A 23344-nucleotide genomic window follows, 5' to 3' on the forward strand; every position below is an offset into this window, starting at 1 on the left:
CTGTTTCCTTTTCTTTCAGCGGCCCAGAATACCTGGCAGGTTCAAGCCGTTTTCACGGGCGCAATCAAGGGCTTCTTCATATCCAGCATCTGCATGGCGCATGACGCCAGTTGCCGGATCATTCCACAGGACATTTGCAATCCGGCGGTCGGCATCTTCGGTACCATCACAGCAAATGACCATACCTGAATGTTGCGAGAAGCCCATGCCAACGCCGCCGCCATGGTGCAGCGATACCCAGGTGGCACCCCCCGCCACGTTCAACATCGCATTAAGAAGCGGCCAGTCCGAAACCGCGTCAGAGCCGTCTTTCATAGACTCTGTTTCGCGGTTGGGCGAGGCAACCGAGCCACTGTCAAGGTGGTCTCGGCCAATCACCACAGGTGCAGAAAGTTCGCCGTTGCGCACCATCTCGTTAAACGCGAGGCCCAGCTTGTGACGCAGACCCAGACCGACCCAGCAAATCCGCGCCGGCAGCCCCTGAAACGCGATGCGCTCGCGGGCCATGTCCAGCCAGTTGTGCAGATGTGGATCGTCGATCAGTTCCTTGACCTTGGCGTCGGTCTTGTAAATGTCTTCGGGATCGCCAGACAAGGCACACCAGCGGAATGGGCCAACGCCACGGCAAAAAAGCGGGCGGATATAGGCGGGCACAAAACCGGGGAAGGCAAAGGCGTTTTCGAGCCCTTCTTCCTGGGCAACCTGCCGGATGTTGTTGCCGTAATCCAGCGTCGGCACACCGGCGTTCCAGAAATCCACCATCGCGGCGACCTGTGTTTTCATCGACGCGCGAGCGGCTTTTTCGACCTCTTGCGGCGCACTTTCCTGTTTTGCGCGCCATTCCGCCACGGTCCAGCCCTGCGGCAGATAGCCGTGGATCGGATCATGTGCCGAGGTCTGGTCGGTGACCATATCGGGTTTCACACCGCGTTTGACCAATTCAGGAAACACATCAGCGGCATTGCCAATCAGCGCCACGGATTTTGCCTCGCCGGCTTTGGTCCAGCGTTCGATCATTGCCAGTGCTTCGTCCAGATCATGAGTTTTTTCATCTACGTAACGGGTGCGCAGACGGAAATCTGCACGGGTCTCGTCACATTCCACAGCCAGACAGCACGCGCCGGCCATCACAGCCGCCAAGGGTTGCGCACCGCCCATGCCCCCCAGACCGCCGGTCAGAATCCAGCGTCCCTTGAGGTTGCCGTCGTAATGTTGGCGGCCCGCCTCCATAAAGGTCTCATAGGTGCCCTGCACAATGCCTTGTGTGCCGATATATATCCACGAACCCGCGGTCATCTGGCCGTACATTGCCAGACCCTTTTTATCCAACTCGTTAAAGTGGTCCCAGTTCGCCCAATGCGGCACCAGATTGGAGTTTGCAATTAAGACACGCGGGGCATCTTTGTGGGTGTTGAATACGCCCACAGGTTTACCTGATTGCACCAATAGCGTCTGGGTCTCATCAAGGTCTTTCAGGGCTGCAACGATGGCGTCAAAATCTTCCCATGTCCGGGCTGCCCGCCCAATGCCACCATACACCACCAGTTCATGAGGGTTCTCGGCAACATCGGGGTGCAGGTTGTTCATCAACATCCGCATCGGCGCTTCGGTCAGCCAGCTTTTGGCGGTGATCTCAGTGCCGGTCGGGGGATAGATGTCGCGCAGATTATGGCGGGAATTGGTCATCAGAGGTCTCCGTTCAGAACAATATGTGAGAGTTTGCCCAGCAGCCGTGAAAGGGGCGCGCGCAGGCGTTCGGATTTTGCACTGTCATAGGTCCAGGGCGCGGTTTCAGCCGTCAGATATGTGGATTGCGCCAGCTCCATCTGGAGGGCGTGAACACCGGTCTCTGGCTGGCCATAATGTCGGGTGGTCCAGCCGCCTTTGAACCGACCGTTCAGTACCGAGCTATAACCGTCTTCAGCGCGACATAGACCGTAGGCCGCAGTTTCAAGAACCCGCGCGCAGGTTTGGCCGTTGTTCGTACCGATGTTAAAATCGGGCAGGGTGCCGTCAAAAAGATAGGGAATGCGGCTGCGAATGGAATGGCAATCATAAAGGATTGCGACCCCATGCTGATCATGTACCCGCGTCAGCTCTTCCTTGAGTGCCGCGTGATAAGCCGCGTGATAGGTGCGGCGGCGCTCTTCAATTTCTGGCCCCGTAGGCGGGGTGTCCCAGATATCTTTCCCATCAAAATCGGTCAGCGGAACCAGTGTCGTTGTGTTTTGCCCGGGATACAGGCTGACCCCCGAAGGATCGCGGTTGGCGTCGATCACATAGCGGTGGAAATTCGCGCGCACGGTTGTCGCATCCGACAGCAATCCCTCATAGAGCCGGTCAATGTACCAGTCCGTATCCGCCAGCTTGCGTCCGTTGTCGTTCAGTTTTGCCGCGATGTCATCGGGTACAAATGTCCCTGTATGCGGCAGCCCCAGAACGATGGGGCCGGTGCCCTGCTTGACGCTGACAGGTGTCATGCCGCCTGACCTTTGACAAAGCCGGGCAGCGCGGCTGCCGCGGCAAGGGCCCCGGTTTCAACCAAGGCGGCAGCAGCTTCGATCGAGGGTGCCATATAGCGGTCTTCGGCAATGGCCGGCACCTGCGCCCGCAATACTGCCATCGCCGCCTTCAATGCATCACTGGTCTGCAAGGGTGCGCGGAACTCGATGCCCTGTGCGCTGCACATTGCCTCGACGCCCAGAATGACATTCAGGTTCTTGTTCATCCGCAACAGGCGCCGCGCGGCATGGGCGGCCATGCTAACGTGGTCTTCCTGATTGGCGGAGGTGGGGGTGCTGTCAGTGGTGCAGGGGTTAGCCAGATGCTTGTTCTCGCTCATCAGCGCGGCAGTGGTCACCTCGGCAATCATCAGGCCAGAGTTTAACCCCGGATCAGGGGTTAGAAACGGCGGCAGGTCAAAGGAGAGAGTAGGATCAACCATCAGGGCCACCCGCCGCTGCGCGATGGCGCCCAACTCGGAAATTGCGACGGCAATCTGATCGGCAGCAAAGCCAACCGGCTCGGCGTGGAAATTGCCCCCTGACACAATCAGGTCGTCCTCTACCAGCACCAGCGGATTGTCGGTTACGGCGTTCGCCTCAACCTCAAGCGTGCGGGCGGCAAAATGCAACAAATCCATGGCGGCACCGGTCACCTGCGGCTGACACCGGATGCAATAAGGATCCTGAACACGGGTGTCGCCATCAACATGGCTTTCGCGGATTTGCGACCCCGCCATCAAGGCCCGCTGCGCGCGCGCCACTGCGATCTGGCCGGCGTGCCCGCGCAGGGTATGGATGGCGTCCTGCAAAGGTGCCGTCGATCCCATAATTGCATCGGTCGACAATGCGCAGGTCAGCACACAGGTTGCCGCGTTACGCCACGCACCCCACAGGCCGACTAGCGCACAGGCCGTGGAAAACTGGGTACCGTTGATCAGGGCAAGACCCTCTTTCGGTCCCAGAACGATCGGCGTGATCCCAGCCTTGGCTAGGGCCTCGCCCGCTGGCATCCGCAGACCGTCAAACATCGCCTCGCCTTCGCCGATCATCGCAGCGGCCATATGGGCCAGCGGTGCAAGATCACCCGAGGCGCCGACAGACCCCTGTGCCGGAATGACCGGTGTGACGCCTTTTGCCAGCATATCCTGAATGATTTCGACCGTTGTCATCGCCACGCCGGAGGCCCCGCGCCCAAGTGACAGTAGTTTAAGAACCATCATCAGGCGTGTGGTCGCATCATCCAGCGGCTCGCCGACGCCACAGCAATGCGACAGGATCAGGTTACGCTGCAAGGTGGCCACATCCTTGGACGCGATCTTGACACTGGCCAGTTTGCCAAAGCCGGTATTGACGCCATAAACCGCTGCATCCCCATTGGCCGCCTTGATCACGAGCGCCTGTGCGGCCACGATACCGGCATGGGACGATGGGTGCAGAACCACGGGGTGCTGATGCGTCCAGATGTCTTGCAACTGCGCGAGTGTTGCGGTGCCAGGCGTGAGTGTGACAGTCATAGAGACCCCCTGAAGATACGATTGGAAAGCGGGTTAAACCCGATGCGATAGGCCAGTTCCGCCGGATGGGTCACATCCCAGACGCAAAGGTCTGCCTGCGCCCCGGCGACGATCCGGCCCCGGTCCGTGACACCCAATGCGCTGGCTGCATGGGCGGTTACACCCAGCAAAGCTTCAAGCGGTGTCATGCGGAACAAGGTGCAGGCCATGTTCATTGTCAAAAGAGACGAGGCCAGCGGCGAAGACCCCGGATTGCAATCTGTGGCCAAGGCCATTGCCACCCCATGATCCCGAAACGACCCGATTGGCGGGGCCTGTGTTTCGTGCAGGGTATAATAGGCACCGGGCAGAACCACGGCCACGGTCCCGGCCTTGGCCAATGCTTGGGCATCTGCGTCTGTGGCATATTCCACATGATCTGCGCTAAGCGCGCCATAACGTGCCGCCAATTGTGTGCCGCCAATATTCGAGAGCTGTTCCGCGTGAAGCTTGACGGGCAGACCCAATTCCACGGCCACATCAAACACGCGGGATATCTGTGCTGTGTCAAAGGCGATCCCTTCGCAGAAACCGTCAACCGCATCGACCAAACCTTCCGCATGGGCGGCGCGCAGGGTGGGGATGCAGACATCGTCGATATAGGCATCCGGTTTGCCCTTGTATTCGGGCGGAATGGCATGGGCTCCCAGAAAACTGGTGCGCACATCAACGGGACGGGCCATGCCGATTTCACGCGCCACACGCAGCATTTTCAGCTCTGTCTCGCGATCCAGACCGTAGCCGGATTTCACCTCGATCAAGGTAACACCTTCGGCGATCAATGCGTCCACTCGCGTCAGCGCATTTTGCAACAGGGCGTCCGCAGTGGCGGCGCGTGTGGCTGTGACGGTCGAAACGATACCGCCGCCCGCGCGTGCAACCTCTTCATAGCTGGCCCCGTTCAGCCGTTGCTCGAATTCAGCGGCACGGTTGCCCCCGAACACCACATGTGTGTGGCAATCAATCAAGGCAGGGGTCACCAGCTTGCCGGCCAGATCATACACCGATTTGGAACGGTAAGGATCGGGAATGGCATCGCCACGTCCAACCCATGCGATTTTTTCGTCTTCAACAGCGATAGCGCCATTCGTAATCAGGCCATAACTGTGATCATCCCGAAGGGTAACGATCTGGGCATTTGTAAGCAGCATCTCTTCGACTCACTTGCTAAATGACGTTCTTAATGTTTTTATGTACGTACATAATAGCCTGTCAAGGGGAGTGATCATGCAAAAGATTTGGGCTGAAACGGCTTTGCTGCCAACAGGATGGGCCTCCGGGGTTTCCATCGACATTGATGGCACAGGCCGGATCAGCGCGATTGCGGCGGATACGCCAGCTGGCGACACCTGTGTACCGATGATGCTGCCCGCGCCGGTAAACCTGCACAGCCATGCTTTTCAGCGCGCCATGGCTGGGCTGACGGAACGCCGCGGCCCTGATCCAAGCGACAGTTTCTGGACTTGGCGCCAGTTGATGTTCCGGTTTCTGGATCGACTGACCCCCGAAGACATCGAGGCCATCACAGCATTTGTGCAGATGGAAATGTTGGAATCGGGATATGGGGCCTCGGTTGAATTTCATTATTTGCACCACCAACCAGGCGGCAAGGCCTATGATAACATTGCGGAAATGTCGCAGCGTGTTCTGGCGGCGGCAGGGCAGTCGGGCATCGGCCTGTGTCTTTTGCCAGTGCATTATCAATACGGTGGATGTGACCAGCGCGCCTTGACCGCGGGGCAAATCCGGTTCGGCAACAGTTTCGAACAATTCCAGACACTGCATGACGCTGCGCGGGCCAGCATCGCTAAAGCCCCGGCAGACACGCAGATTGGCGTGGCACCGCATTCACTGCGCGCTGTCGGGATTGACGATCTGAAAGCCTATAACACCGCTTTTCCCAGCGGCCCCATCCACATGCATCTCGCCGAACAAAGAGCAGAGGTTGAGGAAGTAGAACGCGCATGGGGCAAGCGCCCCGTTGACTGGGCCTTGGACCATATGGGGCTAAATGACCGCTGGTGCCTGATCCACTGCACACAAATGACCCCGACAGAAACAATCGCACTTGCCCGATCCGGTGCCGTGGCCGGCCTGTGCCCGATTACGGAAAGCAGTCTGGGCGACGGGATTTTTGACGCCGTGCGCTGGCTGGACAACGGCGGGGCGATTGGCATCGGATCAGACAGCAATATCCGCATTTCGCTGAGCGAAGAACTCCGCACGCTGGATTATTCTCAACGGTTGCGCGACGGCACCCGCGCGGCACTGGCTTCGCCTGACAGATCAACCGGTCGACGGGTCTTTGACGCAGTGCTAAGAGGCGGTGCGCAAGCCTCCGGGCGCAAGACAGGGTGCCTTGAGGTGGGATCATCTGCGGATATGTTTTCGCTGGATACAACATCGGAACACCTTTGGGGTCGTGAACACGACACTGTGCTGGATTCCTGGATTTTTGCCGGTGATGACCGACTGGTAACGGATGTTTGGTCGGCTGGGCGACATATGGTAAAGGACGGATATCATATTCAGCGCGCAGATATCGTCGCTGCGTACAAACGGACAATCGACACCTTGAAAGACGCCCTATGAATATGCCGACCTTTCGTAATTGGCGAAGCGTACAAGAAGAGGTGCGCCGGCGGATCCATTCACGCAAATGGGCCCCCGGTGATCTGATCCCGAACGAGGCTGATCTGGCGATTGAGTTTGGCTGCGCGCGTTCTACGGTGAATCGCGCGCTGAGATCACTGGCAGACAGCGGTGTTCTGGACCGCAAACGCAAGGCCGGGACACGTGTGGCCGCCGAACCCGTTGCCAAAGCCACGCTTGATATTGCCGTGATCCGCCACGAGGTCGAGGAACATGGCGCGAAATACGGGTACCTGCTGATCAAGCGGTCACAAACGACGCCACCGGTCAGTGTCAGCGGCGCGATGAAAACCCGCGCAAGTGAGGCCCTGCTGCATGTGCAGGCGCTGCATCTGTCCGATGACACCCCCTATGCGGTCGAAGACCGCTGGATCAATACCAATGTCGTGCCCGAAGCAAAGCTGGAGAGTTTTGAGAAATTGAGCGCAAATGAGTGGTTGATGAAACATGCCCCTTACACGCATGGCGATATCGGGTTTTCTGCCGTGCAGGCAACAGCGGAACATGCGGAAATGTTGAATGTGTCACAGGGCAGCGCCCTATTTGCCATTGACCGCCTGACCTGGGACAGCTCTGCCTCGGTCACAATGGTGCGTCTTTTGTTCACGCCTGGTTATCAGTTGCGCACTGCGCTTTAGCGCGACTGGAAAAACACCACAGTGTTCCGTCACGCACTGAAACGCGACGGAATGAACGCGCATCAGTTTCACCATTGAAACAGCCTATTAGGTGCATTAGTGCTGCAAACTGATCGAAAGCCAGGCACTGAACTTACCTCTATCCCAGCTCTATCAAAGCGATCCATCGCTAGAAGGAACATGGGATATGACGAACACAACGCTGGCATCTTATCTGATGCTGACAACCGCCCTTTGCCAGGGAACCGCCGCTTACGCGCAAGATGCTGTCGATCTTGGCGTGCTTCGTATCGGCAGCGCTGATGCGCAGGCTCTGCTAGGCAATTCGGAAATCACCGATACGGATATCGAAAACCGCAACCCATCTACCACCAAAGATGTGTTTGCCGGCGAAAGCTCGATCACGGCCAGCGGAGGTGCCGCGATTGCGCAAAAGGTCTTTGTTAACGGCATCGAGGAAAGCCTGCTGTCCGTCACGATCGACGGGGCGCGACAGAACAAATCAGCCTTCCATCACACCGGTAACGTCTTGCTTGATCCCGAACTTCTTAAACGTGTTGAAGTAAGCGAAGGTCTGGCCCCTGCGGATGCCGGCCCCAGCGCCTTGGCCGGTTCAATTGCCTATGAAACCAAAGACGCCGCCGATCTGCTGCAACAGGGCAAAACCTTTGGTGGCTATGGAAAGCTGGGCGGGGACTCTAACGGTGGCGGTCTGCAAAGTGCGGCGGCCGTTTATGGTATGACTGGCGGCTTTGAATACCTGCTGAGTGCGACCCGTCGCGACAGCGATGATTATGAAGACGGTGACGGCAACGCGGTTTTTGGAACAGCGGCAGACCTGAGCGATTTTGTAGGCAAGCTGGCCTATACTGCGGCAGCCGGCCATCGGGTTGAATTTGCCGCTTCACGGACAGAAGATTCAGGTTTGCGCGCCGCCCAAGCCGGGCCAGGCGGGATTTTGTTCACGCGGCCTGATTTTGCCGGTGTTGTGGGACGCGGTTCAGTTCTGACGCCTGCATTGTCGCGCCGCACTTCCTATACGTTGACCTACACTAACGAACAGCCGCAAGGCATTTGGGACCCGACGATCCAGCTAAGCTATAACGAGCAAGAAATTGACGCGAGCGGTGTTTACGGGGCGAACACCAGCTTTAGCGGTACTTTCAAGAACGAATTCCAGATTGCCAATGGCACTGTCACAGCGGGTCTGGATTTCTTTCGAGAAACAGCGCGCGGCGAAGGGCGCGGGCCGGGGCCATTTGGCAATACCGGCGAGGAAGAACTGAAAAGCGTCGGGATCTTTGCGCAAGTGCGCCAGGACATCAGTGACCGCGTCTCCCTTAGCTACGGCGCACGTGTGGATGCACAGGAATTCACCGGGGCGGATGGGTCTGAATTTTCCGGCGAAGGCGTAAGTGTAAACGGTTCTGTCGATTATGTTCTTACCGATACGCTGACGTTGAACGCCGGTCTTGCCTCCAATTGGGGCGGGTTCGAGTTGGGCGAAGCGGCCCTTGTTAACTTTGGTCGTGGCTGGAGCTATGACGGCTTCACTTCATCACGGGCCGTCGCTGGCCGTATTGGCCTGCGTTTTGACAACGGCCCCTGGAAAGCAAGTGCTGCGCTTTTTCGCACTGAAGTGGATGACATTACAGCCGTGTTGCCGTCGGGCGGAGCCCGTGGCGCAACCGCTGATCTGAGGTCGCAGGGTATCGATGCGTCTGTGGAATACGGTTGGGACCGTGGATTTGCCCGGCTTAACTGGACCTATGCAGACGTTGAGTTGAACGAAGATACGATCGGTTCGACAGATTATTATCTGGGCCGCCCTGTCGGCCATATCATCGCACTAGAGGCCGGTTGGGACGTGACAAACGAATGGCGTGTTGGCGGCACCGCTGAGATTGCGCTTGATAACGATGATACCGCGGTTGAGTTGCCTGGATACGAGGCTGTTAATCTTTATGCCAGCTACAAGCCGCGAAAGATGGAGAATCTGGAGGTTCGCTTTGACCTGCGCAACCTGTTTGACGAAACCTATGCGGGGCGCAGTTCTGATGGGATCGGGTCATCGCGGGTCATCCCGTTGAATGAAGCGGGCCGGACATTTGCGGTCACGGCACGGATCGCATTTTAATCAACTCTGGGCCGGATGAAACGCAACCGGCCCATATCGTTCTGCATTTTATGTTGCGTGCCCATTCCAAGATTTGGCTTGTCGATCAAGGGCGATACCGTTTCGGCGAGGCGGGCTCATACACATACAGTTCCCAATCGGGGTAAGCCCAAGTCAAGTTACGCCGAACTGGATTTATGTGGTCCTGTCGATCTGTTGGAGGCTAGATTCGAAAGTTTTTCTGTACAGGGTGTCGATTAATCATGGGTTGAACTCTCTGACGCAGCAAATGTCGGCCTGGGCTAGGCTGCGGCACTTAATATGCGACAATGAGTGCCACACGGGCCTTTGTGGCGCGCGCTGGAACTGTTAGGAGAGGCAGTGGATCAAACAGAGGCCTTGTCTAAGTGACGGTTTCGGTATACCGCAGCATACAAATCGCCAATTCTGGGTTCAGATTCTTTGAATCTGATCAGACAGAGCAGCCCTTGTGAATTTTGACCGGATGATAAACATGAGCCTTTACACAGAATACCGTGAGGAAATCGAGACCCGCAAAGCGCAGGGCTTGAATCCTAAACCCATCGATGACGCTGCTCTGACAGCTGAAATCATCGATATCATCCGCGAAGAGGGCCATGAGCATCGTGATGAAGCGTTGAACTTCTTCATTTACAACAGCTTGCCCGGGACGACCGGTGCGGCCGGCGTCAAAGCACAGTTCCTCAAGCAGGTGGCAACCGGCGAGGTAAGCCTCCCTGAAATCACGCCGGCGTTTAGTTTCGAGCTGTTGTCTCACATGAAAGGCGGACCATCGGTCGAAGTGCTTTTGGATATGGCATTGGGCGATGAGGCCGAAACGGCAACGCAAGCCGCAGAGGTATTGAAAACCCAGGTCTTCCTCTATGAGGCAGACACCGATCGCCTGAAGGCGGCGTTGGACGCAGGCAACACCATGGCGCGGGCCATTCTGGAAAGCTACGCCGAGGCAGAGTTTTTTACCAAACTGCCCGATGTGGATGAAGAGGTAAAAGTCGTGACCTTTATCGCCGGTGAAGGTGATATCTCGACGGACCTTCTGTCGCCCGGCAACCAGGCGCATTCGCGCTCAGATCGGGAATTGCACGGTAAATGCATGATCTCCGAAGAGGCACAAAAGGAAATCGAGGCGCTCAAACTTCAGCACCCAGATAAACGCGTTATGCTGATCGCGGAAAAAGGCACAATGGGCGTGGGATCCTCACGGATGTCAGGTGTTAACAATGTTGCGCTTTGGACCGGCAAAAAGGCTTCGCCTTACGTGCCGTTTGTGAATATCGCCCCTGTGGTGGCAGGCACCAACGGCATTTCACCAATCTTTTTGACAACTGTCGGTGTAACGGGCGGTATCGGTGTCGATCTTAAGAACTGGGTCAAAAAGCTGGACGCCGACGGAAAGCCGGTTCTGAACAACGACGGCAACCCGGTCTTGGAACAGCGCTATTCGGTTGAAACCGGCACGGTGCTGACAATCAACACCAAAGAGAAAAAGCTGTTGAGCGAGGCTGGCGAAGAGTTGGTCGACATGGCCAGCTCGTTTACGCCGCAAAAGCTGGAGTTCATGAAGGCTGGCGGCTCTTATGCGATTGTATTTGGCAAAAAGTTGCAGACATTCGCCTGCGAAGCATTGGGCATTGAATTGAAATCGGCCTTTGCCGCTTCCAAAGAAATTTCGCATGAAGGGCAAGGTCTGACCGCGGTTGAGAAGATTTTCAACAAGAACGCGCGCGGCAATACACCGGGCAAGGTTTTGCACGCCGGTTCTGATGTGCGGGTAAAGGTGAATATTGTCGGCAGCCAAGACACCACCGGCCTGATGACCAGTCAGGAACTGGAAGCGATGGCCGCGACAGTGTTGTCTCCATCGGTTGACGGCGCGTACCAATCGGGTTGTCACACAGCCTCTGTCTGGGACCTTAAGGCCCAAGCCAACACGCCGCGTCTTATGGCGTTCATGAACAAGTTTGGCCTGGTGACAGCCCGCGACCCCAAAAACGAATATCATGCCATGACGGATGTGATCCACAAGGTGCTGAACGACATCACCGTGGATGATTGGGCGATTATCATCGGCGGGGACAGCCACACGCGGATGTCCAAAGGTGTGGCCTTTGGCGCGGATTCAGGCACAGTGGCCCTTGCGCTGGCCACCGGAGAGGCGTCCATGCCGATCCCGGAATCGGTCAAGGTGACCTTTAAGGGTGAAATGGCCCCGCACATGGATTTCCGGGATGTGGTGCATGCCACACAGGCCCAGATGCTGGAACAATTTGGCGACAACGTATTTCAGGGCCGTATCATCGAGGTCCATCTGGGAACGCTTCTTGCGGATCAGGCATTTACGTTCACCGACTGGACGGCAGAGATGAAAGCGAAAGCTTCAATTTGTATCTCTAAGGATGAGACATTGGTGAAATCGCTGGAGATCGCTAAATCCCGCATCCAGATCATGATCGACAAGGGCATGGAGCATGAAAACGGCATGCTGCAGAAGTTGGTCAACATTGCCGAAACCCGCATCGCAGAAATCCAGTCTGGTGAAAAACCTGCTCTGATACCCGATGAAACCGCAAAGTACTTTGCAGAAGTTGTGGTTGATCTGGACGTCATCAATGAACCGATGATTGCCGACCCGGATGTGACAAACGCAGATGTTTCCAAACGCTATACCCATGATACCATCCGGCCAATTTCCCATTATCGTGCCGAAAAAAAGGTCGATCTGGGTTTTGTCGGTTCCTGCATGGTGCATAAGGGCGATGTAAAAATTGTGGCGCAAATGCTCAAAAACCTTGAGAAAGAACAAGGTAATGTCTCGTTCAAAGCACCCCTTGTGGTTGCCGCTCCTACCTACAACATCATTGATGAGTTGAAGGAAGAGGGGGATTGGGCGGTACTTCAGAAGTACTCCGGCTTTGAGTTCGATGACTTTATGCCAAAGAAAGAAGCGCGGACAGAGTATGAAAATACCCTGTATCTTGAACGCCCCGGATGTAACCTGTGTATGGGGAACCAGGAAAAAGCGGCCAAAGGCGATACGGTTCTGGCCACATCGACGCGTCTGTTCAAAGGTCGTGTTGTTGAGGATACAGAGGAAAAAACCGGCGAGTCTTTGCTGGCATCGACCCCGGTTGTTGTTCTCTCCGCCATTCTGGGCCGCACGCCGACACTGGAAGAGTACAAAACCGCGGTGGAGGGCATTGACCTGACAAGGTTCGCCCCCCCATTGGCAGCGCCTTCAACCACACGATCGGCGCACTTCTAAACCGGACAAGCGCTGTAATGTCCTTACTTTTTCGCGCTGCGATCAGGTAAGGACATGCGCGACAGGTTCCAGAGGTTCCGGTGCTGCATCGCCCAAGGCATCGGCGACAGAAATCTCGATGATGCGGCACATCGCATCCAGCGGCAGGCCGTTTTCAACATTTCGAAAGGGCATTTCCAGCTCGTTCGTGACGGCCTGCAATCCAAAGAATACATATGCCACAATCGCTGAAAACAATGGTGCAAAAAGCTGCGTCGTTTCAATCAAAGCGAAAGGCAGAAGGCAGCAATAGAGATAAGTCGTACGCCGGACCAACAGCGAGTAAACAAAAGGCAAAGGTGTATTTGCGATCCGCTCACAACCGGCCTGCGCTGCTGACAAATTTGCGAGGATTTGGCTAAGCCGCAACTGCCCAAAGTCCGAGAGACCACCGTCTTTCGCAAGCGTTGCAAGGGTATTGGCCATCTGGCGCAAAGCGGAATCGGCCGCATTTGGCGTTTTCAACAGAGTTTTGACTTGGCTGGCACTGATCCAATGTTCCGCCTGCAGCGAGACATCAGCTTTGCGCAAATGTCCGCGGTGGAAGTGGGCGAAGGCCGCCCCCATTTCCAAGACTGCACGCCGGGCTTTGGCATCAGGAACAAATAAAACCGTGTCCCGCCCCAATGTACGAATGTCAGCAATCATACCTCCCCAAAGTTTGCGGCCTTCCCACCAACGATCATAGGCGGCATTGTTGCGAAACCCCAGGAACAGGGATAGCGCCACGCCAAAAATCCCCATTGCTGCGATCGAAACATGGGGTAAGCCAAAAACAAAACGGTCAACGACAAACACAACGGCGGAGATCACTGTTACAAACAATATCTTACCAATGATTTTTGGTATGATTGATCCCTGCATCGCAAACAGCAACTGCCAAGCGGCTGGCTGGTCTCGGACAATCATAGGGCGTTGCCCGCGCGCCGAGCATCCCGGGCGTCCTGGCTGAAAGAAATCGGCGCCAAGAACCTTGTCCCTGTCAGCATTGGAAATCTGGAAAGAAACGTCCAACCGTCAGGCTTCGTTTCAAATGGTTGTCCTAAACCGAGCATCGAATGTTCCTGGCCATTTTAAACCGCATTCCTCCGACCCGAGCGGATCACGCCCAGGCGAATGCAACGGATTATTGTTGATATTCACACGATTACCGATGAATTTTACAGCACTATTAGGAGGATGGCCATCGCCGCAAAATATCTAAACACCACCCCATGTGTATAGACATCTTCTATCAGCCATTGGCCCTATGACATCCGTTTGTGAATGACGTTGTGTTGGTGCTGTTCCTGAATGGAACGACGCTATGGACATTCAGAAAATAATCGACGTGCTCAAGAAAGTATCACCGGTGCATAAGATCGACGTTGCTATCGTATTTGAAAAACGCGCTTGGCCAATTCGACACCAATAATAAGTACTTCTGACATCTGTTTCTCCTGCAATATTGCCGAACCAAAGCAGTTCGGCAGGCTCCATATTGAACCAGCAGGAGGGGCATCCAATCCATCAGTTTAGAATGTGCACCCCCGGACAGCAGCGCGCCCAGAATAAACCTTATGTTAATTTGGACCGGGTTTGCATCCACAGCAGTAAATTTCAAAGCGGTGCCAAATCTACCGCGGCCCTATGGCTCGCCGCTACCTTCGGGGATGCCTGCAACCACTCTGCCACATCGGCCAGCGTTCTTTTGTCGGAAAAATCCCTAGAGCGCCCCGCCTTAAGCATGAATCGCTTTCGCCACCCGTCCTTTGGTCGAACGCGAAAAGCAATATATGATGGCTCAGGTTAATGGCGGGACGCTTTAGCGTGCAGGTTCGAACAACAGGGCACCGGCCTGCAAGTGTTCAGGCCTGAAGCGATAAATCGTCATGTCATCCACACTATAGGCTCCTAGGTTTTTGTAGAATTCTATCGCCGGTGTGTTCCAGTCCAAACAGCCCCATTCAAGAAACTGGTCCCCTTGATCCAACGCCAACCGGCACAGGTATCCCATCAGAATTTTACCCAGACCTATATGGCGGATCTCTGCATCGACCAAAAATGCATCGATATACAATCCGGAACGCCCGGAAAATGCCGAAGCCTTGCGATGGTAAAAGGCAAAGCTGACAATCTGCGCATCATAATAGCCGAAAATCGCCGCGCCAAGGTTCTCATCCAGCAACCGTTTTATCTCCGGCTCTGTTGCCGTGATCGCCTCTGACATCTTTTGATAGGCACCCAGTTTGCGCATATAACCCAGAACAGCTGCGGCATCCTCTCCGCTGGCCTGTCTGATCATGACCCTTGGATCAATGGTTTTGATCATTTCCATGCGCCGCGCCTCTTTCTGAACTGCCCTTGGTACCAACCATATCAAAACCACCGCAGACCCCTGATGCGTGATGGAATCGTAAAACTCCAGCGCTTCAGGGAACCTGCGGTGCTTCAAAAGGCAAAGCCTTTACTGAGCCGAGATTGCCGCCTCGATCGACGCTTCGAGGATGTCCAGCGCCTCGTCCACTTGTTCAACCGGCGTGGTCAGCGGCGGCAGCAAACGCACGACGTTGCCAAATGTGCCGCAAGGCAGAATGATCAAACCCCGGCTTTCGGCCTCGGCAATGACGCGCGCGGTCAAGGGTGCGTCCGGGTTATTGCTCTCGCGGTCAGCAACCAATTCGAAGGCGACCATCGCGCCAAGGCCGCGCACATCACCGATGGCTTCCATACCCTGACGGTTCGCAAGGGCTTTCAACCGGGTCTGGATCATGTCACCGATTGTAACCGCGCGGTCGCACAGGTTCTCTTCTTCGATAACCTCAAACACGGCGTTCGCCGCCGCAACGGCAAGCGGATTACCGGCATAGGTACCACCGATCCCGCCGACCGGCGCGGCATCAACAACTTCCGCCCGACCGGTGACTGCGGACAGGGGGAAACCGCCGGCCAGACCTTTGGCCATCACCATCAGATCAGGCACAACACCGGAATGTTCGAACGCAAACAGCTTACCGGTGCGCGCCATGCCGGCCTGCACTTCATCCGCAATCAACATAATGCCGTGGGTGTCGCAAATCTCGCGCAGCTTTTGCAGGAACGCCGGCGGCGCGGTGTTAAATCCACCCTCACCCTGCACTGGCTCGATGATAATCGCGGCAACCCGGTCCGGATCAATCGACGAACGCAACATGTTTTCAAGAACTGCGATGGATTGCTCGACCGTGACACCCTGCATGGCATTCGGGAACGGTGCGTGCATTACCTCGGGGGGCATCGCGCCAAAGGCTTTCTTGTAGGGGTTCACCTTGCCGCACAGCGCCATGCCCAAAAGGGTACGCCCGTGAAACGCCCCACTAAACGCGATAACACCGGATCGACCTGTATAAGCCCGGGCCATTTTTACCGCATTTTCAACGGCTTCTGCACCGGTGGTGACCAACATGGTTTTCTTGGCGAATGAACCGGGCGTCGAGGCGTTCAACCGTTCAGCAAGCTTCAGGTACCCTTCATAGGGGGCAACGTGAAAGCAGGTGTGGGTGAACTGCTCGGACTGCTGGGCAACGGCGGCCATCAGCTTTGGATGGCGATGCCCAGTGTTGTTAACCGCAATCCCCGCAGCAAAGTCGATAAAGCGTTTGCCATCAACATCCCACAGCTCAGCGTTCTGGGCGTTAGCGGCATAGATGCCCCGTGTACCGACGCCTTTGGCTACTGCATTGTCCCGGCGTGTGACAAGATTTTCCGTATTGGTCATAGGTTCCTCCAAGCGAATCTTTAATGCATATTGCTCATTATCCTGAGCAATGCTAATGCTTTCGTGCGATGATCGAAACAAAAGTTAAACTTGGATCGAAAACATGAGCGAAGCCACAGACACAGAATTCGATGTAGGCGTAAGATTAAGAGAAATACGGCAGCAATATGGGCTTTCCCAACGCCAATTGGCCGACAGGGCCGGCGTGCCACACGGTCAGATTTCAATGATCGAAACCAGCAAAAGCAGCCCCTCCGTCGCCTCTTTGCGCAAGATATTGGGCGGATTTGGCATGAACATGTCCGAGTTTTTTGAGCCTGACGTGATCGAGCAAACCCAAGTCTTCTTTAAACCTGACGACCTGCGGGATCTGACATCACAACTATATCAGGGTCAGGAAGCCATCCGGACACGCATGACCCTGAAGCAAGTCGGGGACGCCAAGGCGCACGGCCTGCAAATCCTGCACGAACGCTACGAGGCGGGAGCGGACACGGGCGAAGACCTGATCGAACATGAAGCCAGCGAAGGCGGCATCGTGATCTCCGGAGAATTGGAGGTCACAGTCGGTACTGAATCCCGCGTCCTGAAAGCCGGAGATGCCTATCTGTTCAACAGCCGCCAACCCCACCGTTTTCGCAATATCTCTGACCGTGCTGCCGAAGTCATTTCGGCCTGCACCCCCCCTTATCTATAGGAAAAAAAATATGTCGCCACTGCAAGGTCTCAAGGTCGTCGAACTGGCGCGCATTCTGGCTGGCCCCTGGATCGGACAAACCCTCGCCGATCTGGGCGCCGATGTGACCAAAATCGAAAGCCCCGATGGCGATGACACCCGCACATGGGGACCGCCCTTCATCGAACGCGACGGAAATAAATCGGCGGCCTATTTCTATAGTGCCAACCGGGGCAAGACCGGTATGCGCGCAGACCTCAAATCCCCCGAGGATATGGAGAAAGTGTTGGATCTGATCAAAGACGCCGACATTTTTATCGAGAATTTCAAGGTTGGGGGTCTGGCGAAATTCGGATTGGACTATGAAACCCTGCATAAGTTGAACCCGCGACTGATCTATTGCTCGGTAACCGGCTTTGGACAGACCGGGCCGTTGGCCAGCTTGCCGGGGTATGATTTCCTGTTGCAAGGCATGTCCGGCCTGATGTCCGTGACCGGGGCACCGGATGGCGCGCCGCAAAAGGTTGGTGTGGCGGTCACCGATGTTGTGACCGGCCTTTATGGCACGATCGGCATTCTCGCCGCGGTCCAGCAACGCCATGCAACTGGCAAGGGGCAGCACATCGATATGTCGCTGCTTGATTGCGCGACCGCACTGCTTGCCAACCAGAATATGAACTTTCTGGCCTCTGGCAAATCACCACAGCGCATGGGCAATGCCCACCCCAATATCTGCCCCTATGACGTGTTCGAAACCGCCGACGGTCATGTCATTTTAGCGGTCGGGAACAACGGCCAGTTCATCCGGTGCTGTGGTATCCTTGGATTGGCTGAAACCGCCGAAGACCCGCGTTTTGCAAACAATCAAAGCCGTGTCGACAATCGGGAGTCTTTGATCGGGATCCTGACGGCCGCGACCAAAGAATGGAAAGCTGCCGATCTACTGGAGGCAATGTCCCAGAATAACGTGCCCGCAGGACCGATCAACTCGGTCGGTGAAAACCTGGGAAGCGCCCATGTTCAGGCACGTGGGCTGGTTGTGGAGCCACAGGGGGTAAAGGGCATTCGCACGCCAATCAGGTTTTCTGACGCAGAGCTGTCGATCAAGACCACGGCTCCCACCTGACACGGCACCCTCAAAAAAGATGCCCCTGAAAAGGGGCATCAATCACATCTGAATGCCGTTGAATTGTTCGGCGTATTAACCGCTGGCAAGTTTCTGTGCCGCTGTTCAGTTTTTCTAATCGCGCCTGACCCTAAACAATAACACCCAATACCCTACCACGCTGCGCGCTCTCCGGGCATTGGAGATAGGGAACGCGTCAGGTTAAAGGCTGGACGCCTTAAAGAAATCCTCGAACCTCTGAGCGTAGTCCAGCGAGGTCAATGTGTCGCCGATCCGATCTTGCGCACCACTCAGGATGTTGTCAGGCAAAATATCGCCACGCGCACCCAACAGATCGGCCATAAACGGGCCAGTGAATTCTGGATGCGGCTGAACCGTCAAGGCCCGGTTACCATATGAAACCATCGCATATGCACAATGCTCTGACGCACCCAGCACCTCGGCCCCTTCTGGCAGCTCGGTGACCTGATCCTGATGCCACGCAATAATACACTCTTTGGTGCCATCTGCGCGCTGGTAGTCCGTAGCACCTACCTGCCAACCACCCGAAAACTTCTCAACCTTGCCACCCAAGGCCTGCGCCAGAATTTGATGGCCAAAGCAAACGCCAACGATCGGCACCTCGGCAGCAAAAGCCTGCCTCAGGAAGTTTTCCAAGGGCGCAATCCAGTCGTGATCCTCGTAAACGCCGAATTTTGAGCCAGTGACCAACCAGCCATCTGCCTTATTCACAGAAGCAGGGAAAACACCATCCAGCACCGGGTATGTCTCAAATGTAAATCCGCGACCAGCCAGCAAGCTTTTAAACATGTCGTCATAGTCGCCATTGGCTTCACGTATCTCGTTCGGGGTGCGCCCGGTTTGCAGGATACCAATCTTCATGTGAACCTCTTTAAATTTACCATCATGACGGGTTGGGCCTGTACAGACCCAACCCCCAAACGTCTGACTACCGGTCCGCGCCTTGCTTTTTGCTGCGGTTGATCTGCAAGGCGGCGACAATAATCCCCAGCGACACAAGACCGATGATGATCGTGGCAAGGGCATTGACGTCGGGGCTGACCCCAAGCCGGACCTTGGAAAAGATCACCATAGGCAAGGTTGACGCACCCGGACCGGACACAAAGCTGGCGATCACCAGATCATCCAGACTGAGGGTGAAAGCAAGCAGCCAACCCGAAACAAGTGCGGGCGCAATCACCGGCAGGGTCACGTCAAAAAAGACCCGCACCGGCCGCGCGCCAAGATCTTGCGCGGCCTCTTCGATGGACAGATCCATATCGACCAGACGCGACTGGATGACCACCGCAGCATAGGCCGCACCGAAAGTGGAATGCGCAAGGATGATCGTCAACATCCCACGCCCACCGGGCCAACCGATGAGGTTTTGCATCGCTACAAACAACAACAGCAGGGACAGTCCGATAATCACCTCAGGCATGACCAAAGGCGCGGTGATCATCATACTGAGCAGGGATTTCGTCCGGAACCGCTTGAATCGGATCAACACAAAAGAACCGATTGTGCCGATGACCACGGCAATTGTGGCGCTCAAGAATGCGATCTTCAGGCTGACCCATGCCGCTTGCAAAATTTGCGGATCCTGAAACAGGGCTCCGTACCACTTGGTCGAGAACCCGCCCCAGACGGTGACAAGTTTACTTTCGTTAAAGCTGAAGATGATCAGCGAAACGATGGGCGCATAGAGAAAGATGAACCCGAACATTGCCGTGATCTTGAGGAATTTGGATGTATGTCCCATTAGTGCGCCTCCGCTTCAGCCGCTTGTGCCTTGCGCAGCAGCATGATCGGAATGACCAGAACAACCAGCATGACAATCGCCACAGCCGAGGCAATCGGCCAGTCGCGGTTTGAGAAGAATTCGTTCCACAAAACACCACCGATCATCAGCGTGTCAGGCCCACCAAGCAGAGCCGGGATCACAAACTCGCCAACCGCCGGGATGAACACCAACATACAACCGGCAATGATCCCGCTGATCGACAGGGGCAATGTGACGGTGAAGAACGTCGTTATTGGACGTGCGCCCAGATCGGCAGAAGCCTCAAGGTAGGATCCGTCGAGCTTAACCAGATTGGCAAACAAGGGCAGGATCATAAATGGCAGATAGGTATAGACGATGCCCACATAGACGGCAAAATCGGTTTGCAACATAATCAGTGGCTCGTCGATAATGCCGGTCTTAAGCAAAAGGTTGTTGATAATCCCATTGCCTTTCAAAAAACCGATCCACGCATAAACCCGCAACAGGAACGACGTCCAGAACGGCAAGATCACAAGCATCAGCAGAATGTTACGATTGTCCGGCGAAGACCGCGCAATCAGATAAGCCATAGGATAGCCGATCAGCAGCGTTATAAATGTCGAAATCGCCGCGATCTTCACAGACTCGATATAGGCCGACATGTATAGCGGATCATCCAGCAAAAACAGATAGTTACCAAAGTTCAACGTGATGTTTAGAAAACCGTCTTCCCACTCCCAAAGCGGCAGATAAGGCGGGCGTGCAATGGCCGCCTCGGACAGGGAGATCTTTGCCACAACCAGAAACGGAATCAGGAAAAACAACAAAAGCCAGAACACAGGCACCGCAATAACAAGGCTGCGACCCCCAAATCCGATCTTCTCCAGAAAGCGGCCCAGAAACCTGCCTCCGGGCAGTTTGCTGACCGCACTCATGATGTCACCACGACACCAGCTGTGCCGGCCCAACCCAGATGAACGACGTCGCCCCAGGCCAGTGCATCTTCGGTTGAACGGATGCGGTTGGACCGGCTGACGCGAACCCGTTTGCCACTGTCCAGCACCACCTTATAGACTGTGACATTTCCCATGTAGGAAATCTCATCGACCGTCCCGGAGATTGAGTTGCGTACATTCTCCAGCTCGGTTTTGCCGATCTCAATCTTTTCGGGCCGCACAGCGATGGCGACCTTCTGACCTTCGACACCACTGATCCCATGCGGCACATAAATATCCGAACCGGTATCCCGCGATTCAACAATCACGTGGTCTTCGCCGTCTTCCTTGATACGCCCTTCAAAGACATTCACCGATCCGACGAAATCCGCAACGAAACGGTTCTGTGGATATTCGTAAATTTCATGGGGGGTGCCGACTTGAACGATCTCGCCTTCGGTCATGACGCCGATCCGGCTGGACAGTGTCATCGCCTCTTCCTGATCGTGGGTCACAACCACAAAGGTCACGCCAAGGCTTTCTTGAATCTTGATCAATTCTGATTGTGTTTCTTCGCGCAGTTTTTTGTCCAAGGCGCCCAGCGGCTCATCCAGCATCAGGAGTTTCGGTTTTTTCACCAAGGCCCGCGCCAAGGCGACCCGCTGGCGCTGCCCACCAGAAAGCTGGTGCGGCTTGCGCTTGGCGAAACTATCCATCTGCACCAGTGACAGGATGTCGGTCACGCGGGTTGCAATCTCGGCCTTCGGCAGACCGGCGCGCTTAAGCCCATAGGCAATGTTCTTTTCAACCGACATATGGGGGAACAGGGCATAAGACTGGAACATCATATTTGTTTCGCGGTCATAGGCGGCGACACCGGCCTGATCCTGACCGTCGATAATGATCTGCCCCGACGTTGGCGTTTCAAACCCTGACAGCATCCGCAACAGCGTCGACTTCCCACAACCGGACCCCCCCAGCAGGCAGAAAATCTCGCCCTTGTAGATGTCCAGCGATACATTCTCCACTGCCGTAAACGAGCCGAATTTCTTGGTCACGTTCTTGATCTGCATAAACGGTTCAGCGTTTGGATCGGCCCAAGGTTTCTGCGCGATCGATGATGTGCTTTCGGTCATGGTGTGCTTCCTTGTTCAATTGAACAGGGCACCGCCTTGACAGCGGTGCCCCATAACAAATTTATTGGCCGGTTTTAATCGTCGTCCACGCGCGGGTCAGCATACGATCATATCGCGCAGAGTGGGGCCGCAAGGAAAACAGCTTCGCCTGGACCTCGGCAGGAGGATAAATGCCGGGATCCGTGCGAACTTCTTCGACAACAAATTCTGTCGCCGCAGTGTTCGGGTTGGCGTAGTAAACATAGTTGGTCACCGCTGCGACGATCTTGGGTTCAAGGATATAGTTGATGAATTTCAACGCGTTCTCAGCGTTAGGCGCGTCGTCGGGAATGGCCAGCATATCAAAGCCAACCTGACCGCCTTCTTTTGGAATAGCATAGGCCACTTCCACACCCTGACCTGCTTCTGCGGCGCGGTCGCGTGCCTGAAGGATATCGCCGGAATAGCCGACGGCGACGCAGATATCCCCATTAGCAAGGTCGTTGATGTACTGGGAAGAATGGAAATAGCGAATATGAGGACGGGCCGCCAGCAAAAGCTCGGTTGCTTTGGCAAGGTCGCCCTTGTCTTCGGAATTCGGGTCAAGACCAAGATAGTTCAATGCAGGTGCCATGATCTCGGACGGGCTGTCCAGCACGGCGATGCCACAATCCGCCAGCTTGGCTGCGGTTTCGGGGTCAAAGAGCATGTCCCAGCTGCCGATCTTGTCCGCGTCGATGCGTTCAGACACCGCACCAACGTTATAGCCCAGCCCGGTTGTGAACATCATATACGGCACACCATAGGTGTTGTCCGGGTCGTTAACCGCCAGGATTTCCATGATCCCAGTGTCAAGATTGCCATAGTTGGTAAGCGCGTCTTTGTCGATTTCGGCAAAGACACCCGCTTGGGCCTGACGGGCCATGAACTCGACTGAAGGCACTACCACGTCATAACCGCTGGCACCTGTCAGCATCTTGGCTTCCAGAACCTCGTTACTGTCAAAAACGTCATAGTTAACGCTGATACCGGTTGCCGCCTCGAAATTGGCGATCGTGTCTTCAGCGATATAATCCGACCAGTTGTAGATATTCAGCTCGCCTTCGGCCATCGCGGCACCAGCGGTCAAAGCCATCGTTGAGCAAAGTAATGTAAAGTTCTTCATGTTATCTCCCTAGAGTTTGG

General features: G+C 55.5%; 18 protein-coding genes. 6 read left to right on the forward strand and 12 right to left on the reverse strand.

Annotation, left to right across the window (positions count from 1 at the left end; translation table 11 throughout):
* Positions 1-15 precede the first annotated feature (15 nt).
* From hutU to hutI, 4 genes are read right to left on the reverse strand one after another with little or no spacing between them, the layout of a single operon-like run.
* Positions 16-1686, reverse strand: a complete 1671-nt coding sequence (gene hutU / locus HKX44_RS17695; RefSeq protein ID WP_276152722.1) for a urocanate hydratase — start codon at positions 1684-1686, stop codon at positions 16-18.
* Complete coding sequence (hutG, locus tag HKX44_RS17700) at positions 1686-2480, reverse strand: N-formylglutamate deformylase (RefSeq protein ID WP_276152721.1); 795 nt, start codon at positions 2478-2480, stop codon at positions 1686-1688. The genes hutU and hutG overlap by 1 nt, the downstream gene beginning before the upstream one ends.
* A complete protein-coding gene (gene hutH / locus HKX44_RS17705) occupies positions 2477-4018 on the reverse strand; it encodes a histidine ammonia-lyase (protein WP_276152720.1) in 1542 nt (513 codons plus the stop codon). The genes hutG and hutH overlap by 4 nt, the downstream gene beginning before the upstream one ends.
* Positions 4015-5208 carry an imidazolonepropionase gene (hutI, locus tag HKX44_RS17710; RefSeq protein WP_276152719.1) on the reverse strand — a complete coding sequence of 398 codons (1194 nt, stop codon included), beginning with the start codon at positions 5206-5208 and terminating at the stop codon, positions 4015-4017. Before hutI ends, hutH begins: the two co-directional genes overlap by 4 nt.
* A 76-nt stretch (positions 5209-5284) precedes the next feature.
* Here hutI and HKX44_RS17715 point away from each other — a divergent pair, with 76 nt between their 5' ends.
* From HKX44_RS17715 to HKX44_RS17730, 4 genes are all read left to right on the forward strand, one after another.
* Entirely contained in the window at positions 5285-6649 is a 1365-nt protein-coding gene (locus tag HKX44_RS17715) for a formimidoylglutamate deiminase (protein WP_276152718.1), read from the forward strand.
* On the forward strand, positions 6646-7347 hold the full coding sequence (locus HKX44_RS17720) for a GntR family transcriptional regulator (protein WP_276152717.1): 702 nt from the start codon (positions 6646-6648) through the stop codon (positions 7345-7347). Before HKX44_RS17715 ends, HKX44_RS17720 begins: the two co-directional genes overlap by 4 nt.
* A gap of 187 nt (positions 7348-7534) precedes the next feature.
* Positions 7535-9484 carry a TonB-dependent receptor gene (locus HKX44_RS17725; RefSeq protein WP_276152716.1) on the forward strand — a complete coding sequence of 650 codons (1950 nt, stop codon included), beginning with the start codon at positions 7535-7537 and terminating at the stop codon, positions 9482-9484.
* A 493-nt stretch (positions 9485-9977) separates the two neighbouring features.
* Positions 9978-12767: a bifunctional aconitate hydratase 2/2-methylisocitrate dehydratase gene (locus HKX44_RS17730; protein ID WP_276152715.1), complete on the forward strand. Its 2790-nt coding sequence runs from the start codon at positions 9978-9980 to the stop codon at positions 12765-12767.
* Positions 12768-12809: 42 nt separating this feature from the next.
* Here the strand turns inward: HKX44_RS17730 and HKX44_RS17735 are convergent, their stop codons facing one another.
* The 3 genes from HKX44_RS17735 to gabT form a co-directional block, all read right to left on the reverse strand.
* The gene (locus HKX44_RS17735) at positions 12810-13715 is read right to left on the reverse strand and encodes a bestrophin family ion channel (RefSeq protein WP_276152714.1); all 906 of its coding nucleotides are present in this window, start codon (positions 13713-13715) and stop codon (positions 12810-12812) included.
* A gap of 895 nt (positions 13716-14610) precedes the next feature.
* Positions 14611-15123, reverse strand: coding sequence for a GNAT family N-acetyltransferase (locus tag HKX44_RS17740; RefSeq protein WP_276152713.1), 513 nt, complete (start codon positions 15121-15123; stop codon positions 14611-14613).
* A gap of 129 nt (positions 15124-15252) precedes the next feature.
* Complete coding sequence (gabT, locus tag HKX44_RS17745) at positions 15253-16542, reverse strand: 4-aminobutyrate--2-oxoglutarate transaminase (protein WP_276152712.1); 1290 nt, start codon at positions 16540-16542, stop codon at positions 15253-15255.
* 103 nt (positions 16543-16645) lie between these two features.
* Here gabT and HKX44_RS17750 point away from each other — a divergent pair, with 103 nt between their 5' ends.
* A complete protein-coding gene (locus tag HKX44_RS17750; RefSeq protein ID WP_276152711.1) occupies positions 16646-17239 on the forward strand; it encodes a cupin domain-containing protein in 594 nt (197 codons plus the stop codon).
* Between the two features lie 10 nt (positions 17240-17249).
* On the forward strand, positions 17250-18344 hold the full coding sequence (locus HKX44_RS17755; RefSeq protein WP_276152710.1) for a CaiB/BaiF CoA-transferase family protein: 1095 nt from the start codon (positions 17250-17252) through the stop codon (positions 18342-18344).
* Positions 18345-18545: 201 nt separating this feature from the next.
* Here the strand turns inward: HKX44_RS17755 and HKX44_RS17760 are convergent, their stop codons facing one another.
* The 5 genes from HKX44_RS17760 to HKX44_RS17780 form a co-directional block, all read right to left on the reverse strand.
* Positions 18546-19226: a type 1 glutamine amidotransferase gene (locus HKX44_RS17760; protein WP_276152709.1), complete on the reverse strand. Its 681-nt coding sequence runs from the start codon at positions 19224-19226 to the stop codon at positions 18546-18548.
* 67 nt (positions 19227-19293) lie between these two features.
* Positions 19294-20106 carry an ABC transporter permease subunit gene (locus tag HKX44_RS17765; RefSeq protein ID WP_276152708.1) on the reverse strand — a complete coding sequence of 271 codons (813 nt, stop codon included), beginning with the start codon at positions 20104-20106 and terminating at the stop codon, positions 19294-19296.
* Positions 20106-21044: an ABC transporter permease subunit gene (locus tag HKX44_RS17770; protein WP_276152707.1), complete on the reverse strand. Its 939-nt coding sequence runs from the start codon at positions 21042-21044 to the stop codon at positions 20106-20108. The genes HKX44_RS17765 and HKX44_RS17770 overlap by 1 nt, the downstream gene beginning before the upstream one ends.
* Positions 21041-22180 (reverse strand): ABC transporter ATP-binding protein, encoded by a 1140-nt coding sequence (locus HKX44_RS17775; protein ID WP_276152706.1) that lies wholly within the window; start codon positions 22178-22180, stop codon positions 21041-21043. Before HKX44_RS17775 ends, HKX44_RS17770 begins: the two co-directional genes overlap by 4 nt.
* A 61-nt stretch (positions 22181-22241) precedes the next feature.
* A complete protein-coding gene (locus HKX44_RS17780) occupies positions 22242-23324 on the reverse strand; it encodes a polyamine ABC transporter substrate-binding protein (protein WP_276152705.1) in 1083 nt (360 codons plus the stop codon).
* Positions 23325-23344: the final 20 nt, after the last annotated feature.

It is taken from the genome of Sulfitobacter sp. M05, assembly GCF_029285175.1.
Lineage (GTDB): Bacteria > Pseudomonadota > Alphaproteobacteria > Rhodobacterales > Rhodobacteraceae > Sulfitobacter.

Bases quoted from the DNA above. Each gene is read 5' to 3' on its own strand.
- hutU (WP_276152722.1), bottom strand. From the start codon at position 1,686: ATGACCAATTCCCGCCATAATCTGCGCGACATCTATCCCCCGACCGGC.
- HKX44_RS17740 (WP_276152713.1), bottom strand. From the start codon at position 15,123: ATGGAAATGATCAAAACCATTGATCCAAGGGTCATGATCAGACAGGCC.
- hutH (WP_276152720.1), bottom strand. From the start codon at position 4,018: ATGACTGTCACACTCACGCCTGGCACCGCAACACTCGCGCAGTTGCAA.
- HKX44_RS17725 (WP_276152716.1), top strand. From the start codon at position 7,535: ATGACGAACACAACGCTGGCATCTTATCTGATGCTGACAACCGCCCTT.
- gabT (WP_276152712.1), bottom strand. From the start codon at position 16,542: ATGACCAATACGGAAAATCTTGTCACACGCCGGGACAATGCAGTAGCC.
- hutG (WP_276152721.1), bottom strand. From the start codon at position 2,480: ATGACACCTGTCAGCGTCAAGCAGGGCACCGGCCCCATCGTTCTGGGG.
- HKX44_RS17755 (WP_276152710.1), top strand. From the start codon at position 17,250: ATGTCGCCACTGCAAGGTCTCAAGGTCGTCGAACTGGCGCGCATTCTG.
- HKX44_RS17760 (WP_276152709.1), bottom strand. From the start codon at position 19,226: ATGAAGATTGGTATCCTGCAAACCGGGCGCACCCCGAACGAGATACGT.
- HKX44_RS17720 (WP_276152717.1), top strand. From the start codon at position 6,646: ATGAATATGCCGACCTTTCGTAATTGGCGAAGCGTACAAGAAGAGGTG.
- HKX44_RS17770 (WP_276152707.1), bottom strand. From the start codon at position 21,044: ATGAGTGCGGTCAGCAAACTGCCCGGAGGCAGGTTTCTGGGCCGCTTT.
- HKX44_RS17765 (WP_276152708.1), bottom strand. From the start codon at position 20,106: ATGGGACATACATCCAAATTCCTCAAGATCACGGCAATGTTCGGGTTC.
- HKX44_RS17735 (WP_276152714.1), bottom strand. From the start codon at position 13,715: ATGATTGTCCGAGACCAGCCAGCCGCTTGGCAGTTGCTGTTTGCGATG.
- HKX44_RS17730 (WP_276152715.1), top strand. From the start codon at position 9,978: ATGAGCCTTTACACAGAATACCGTGAGGAAATCGAGACCCGCAAAGCG.
- hutI (WP_276152719.1), bottom strand. From the start codon at position 5,208: ATGCTGCTTACAAATGCCCAGATCGTTACCCTTCGGGATGATCACAGT.
- HKX44_RS17750 (WP_276152711.1), top strand. From the start codon at position 16,646: ATGAGCGAAGCCACAGACACAGAATTCGATGTAGGCGTAAGATTAAGA.
- HKX44_RS17775 (WP_276152706.1), bottom strand. From the start codon at position 22,180: ATGACCGAAAGCACATCATCGATCGCGCAGAAACCTTGGGCCGATCCA.
- HKX44_RS17715 (WP_276152718.1), top strand. From the start codon at position 5,285: ATGCAAAAGATTTGGGCTGAAACGGCTTTGCTGCCAACAGGATGGGCC.
- HKX44_RS17780 (WP_276152705.1), bottom strand. From the start codon at position 23,324: ATGAAGAACTTTACATTACTTTGCTCAACGATGGCTTTGACCGCTGGT.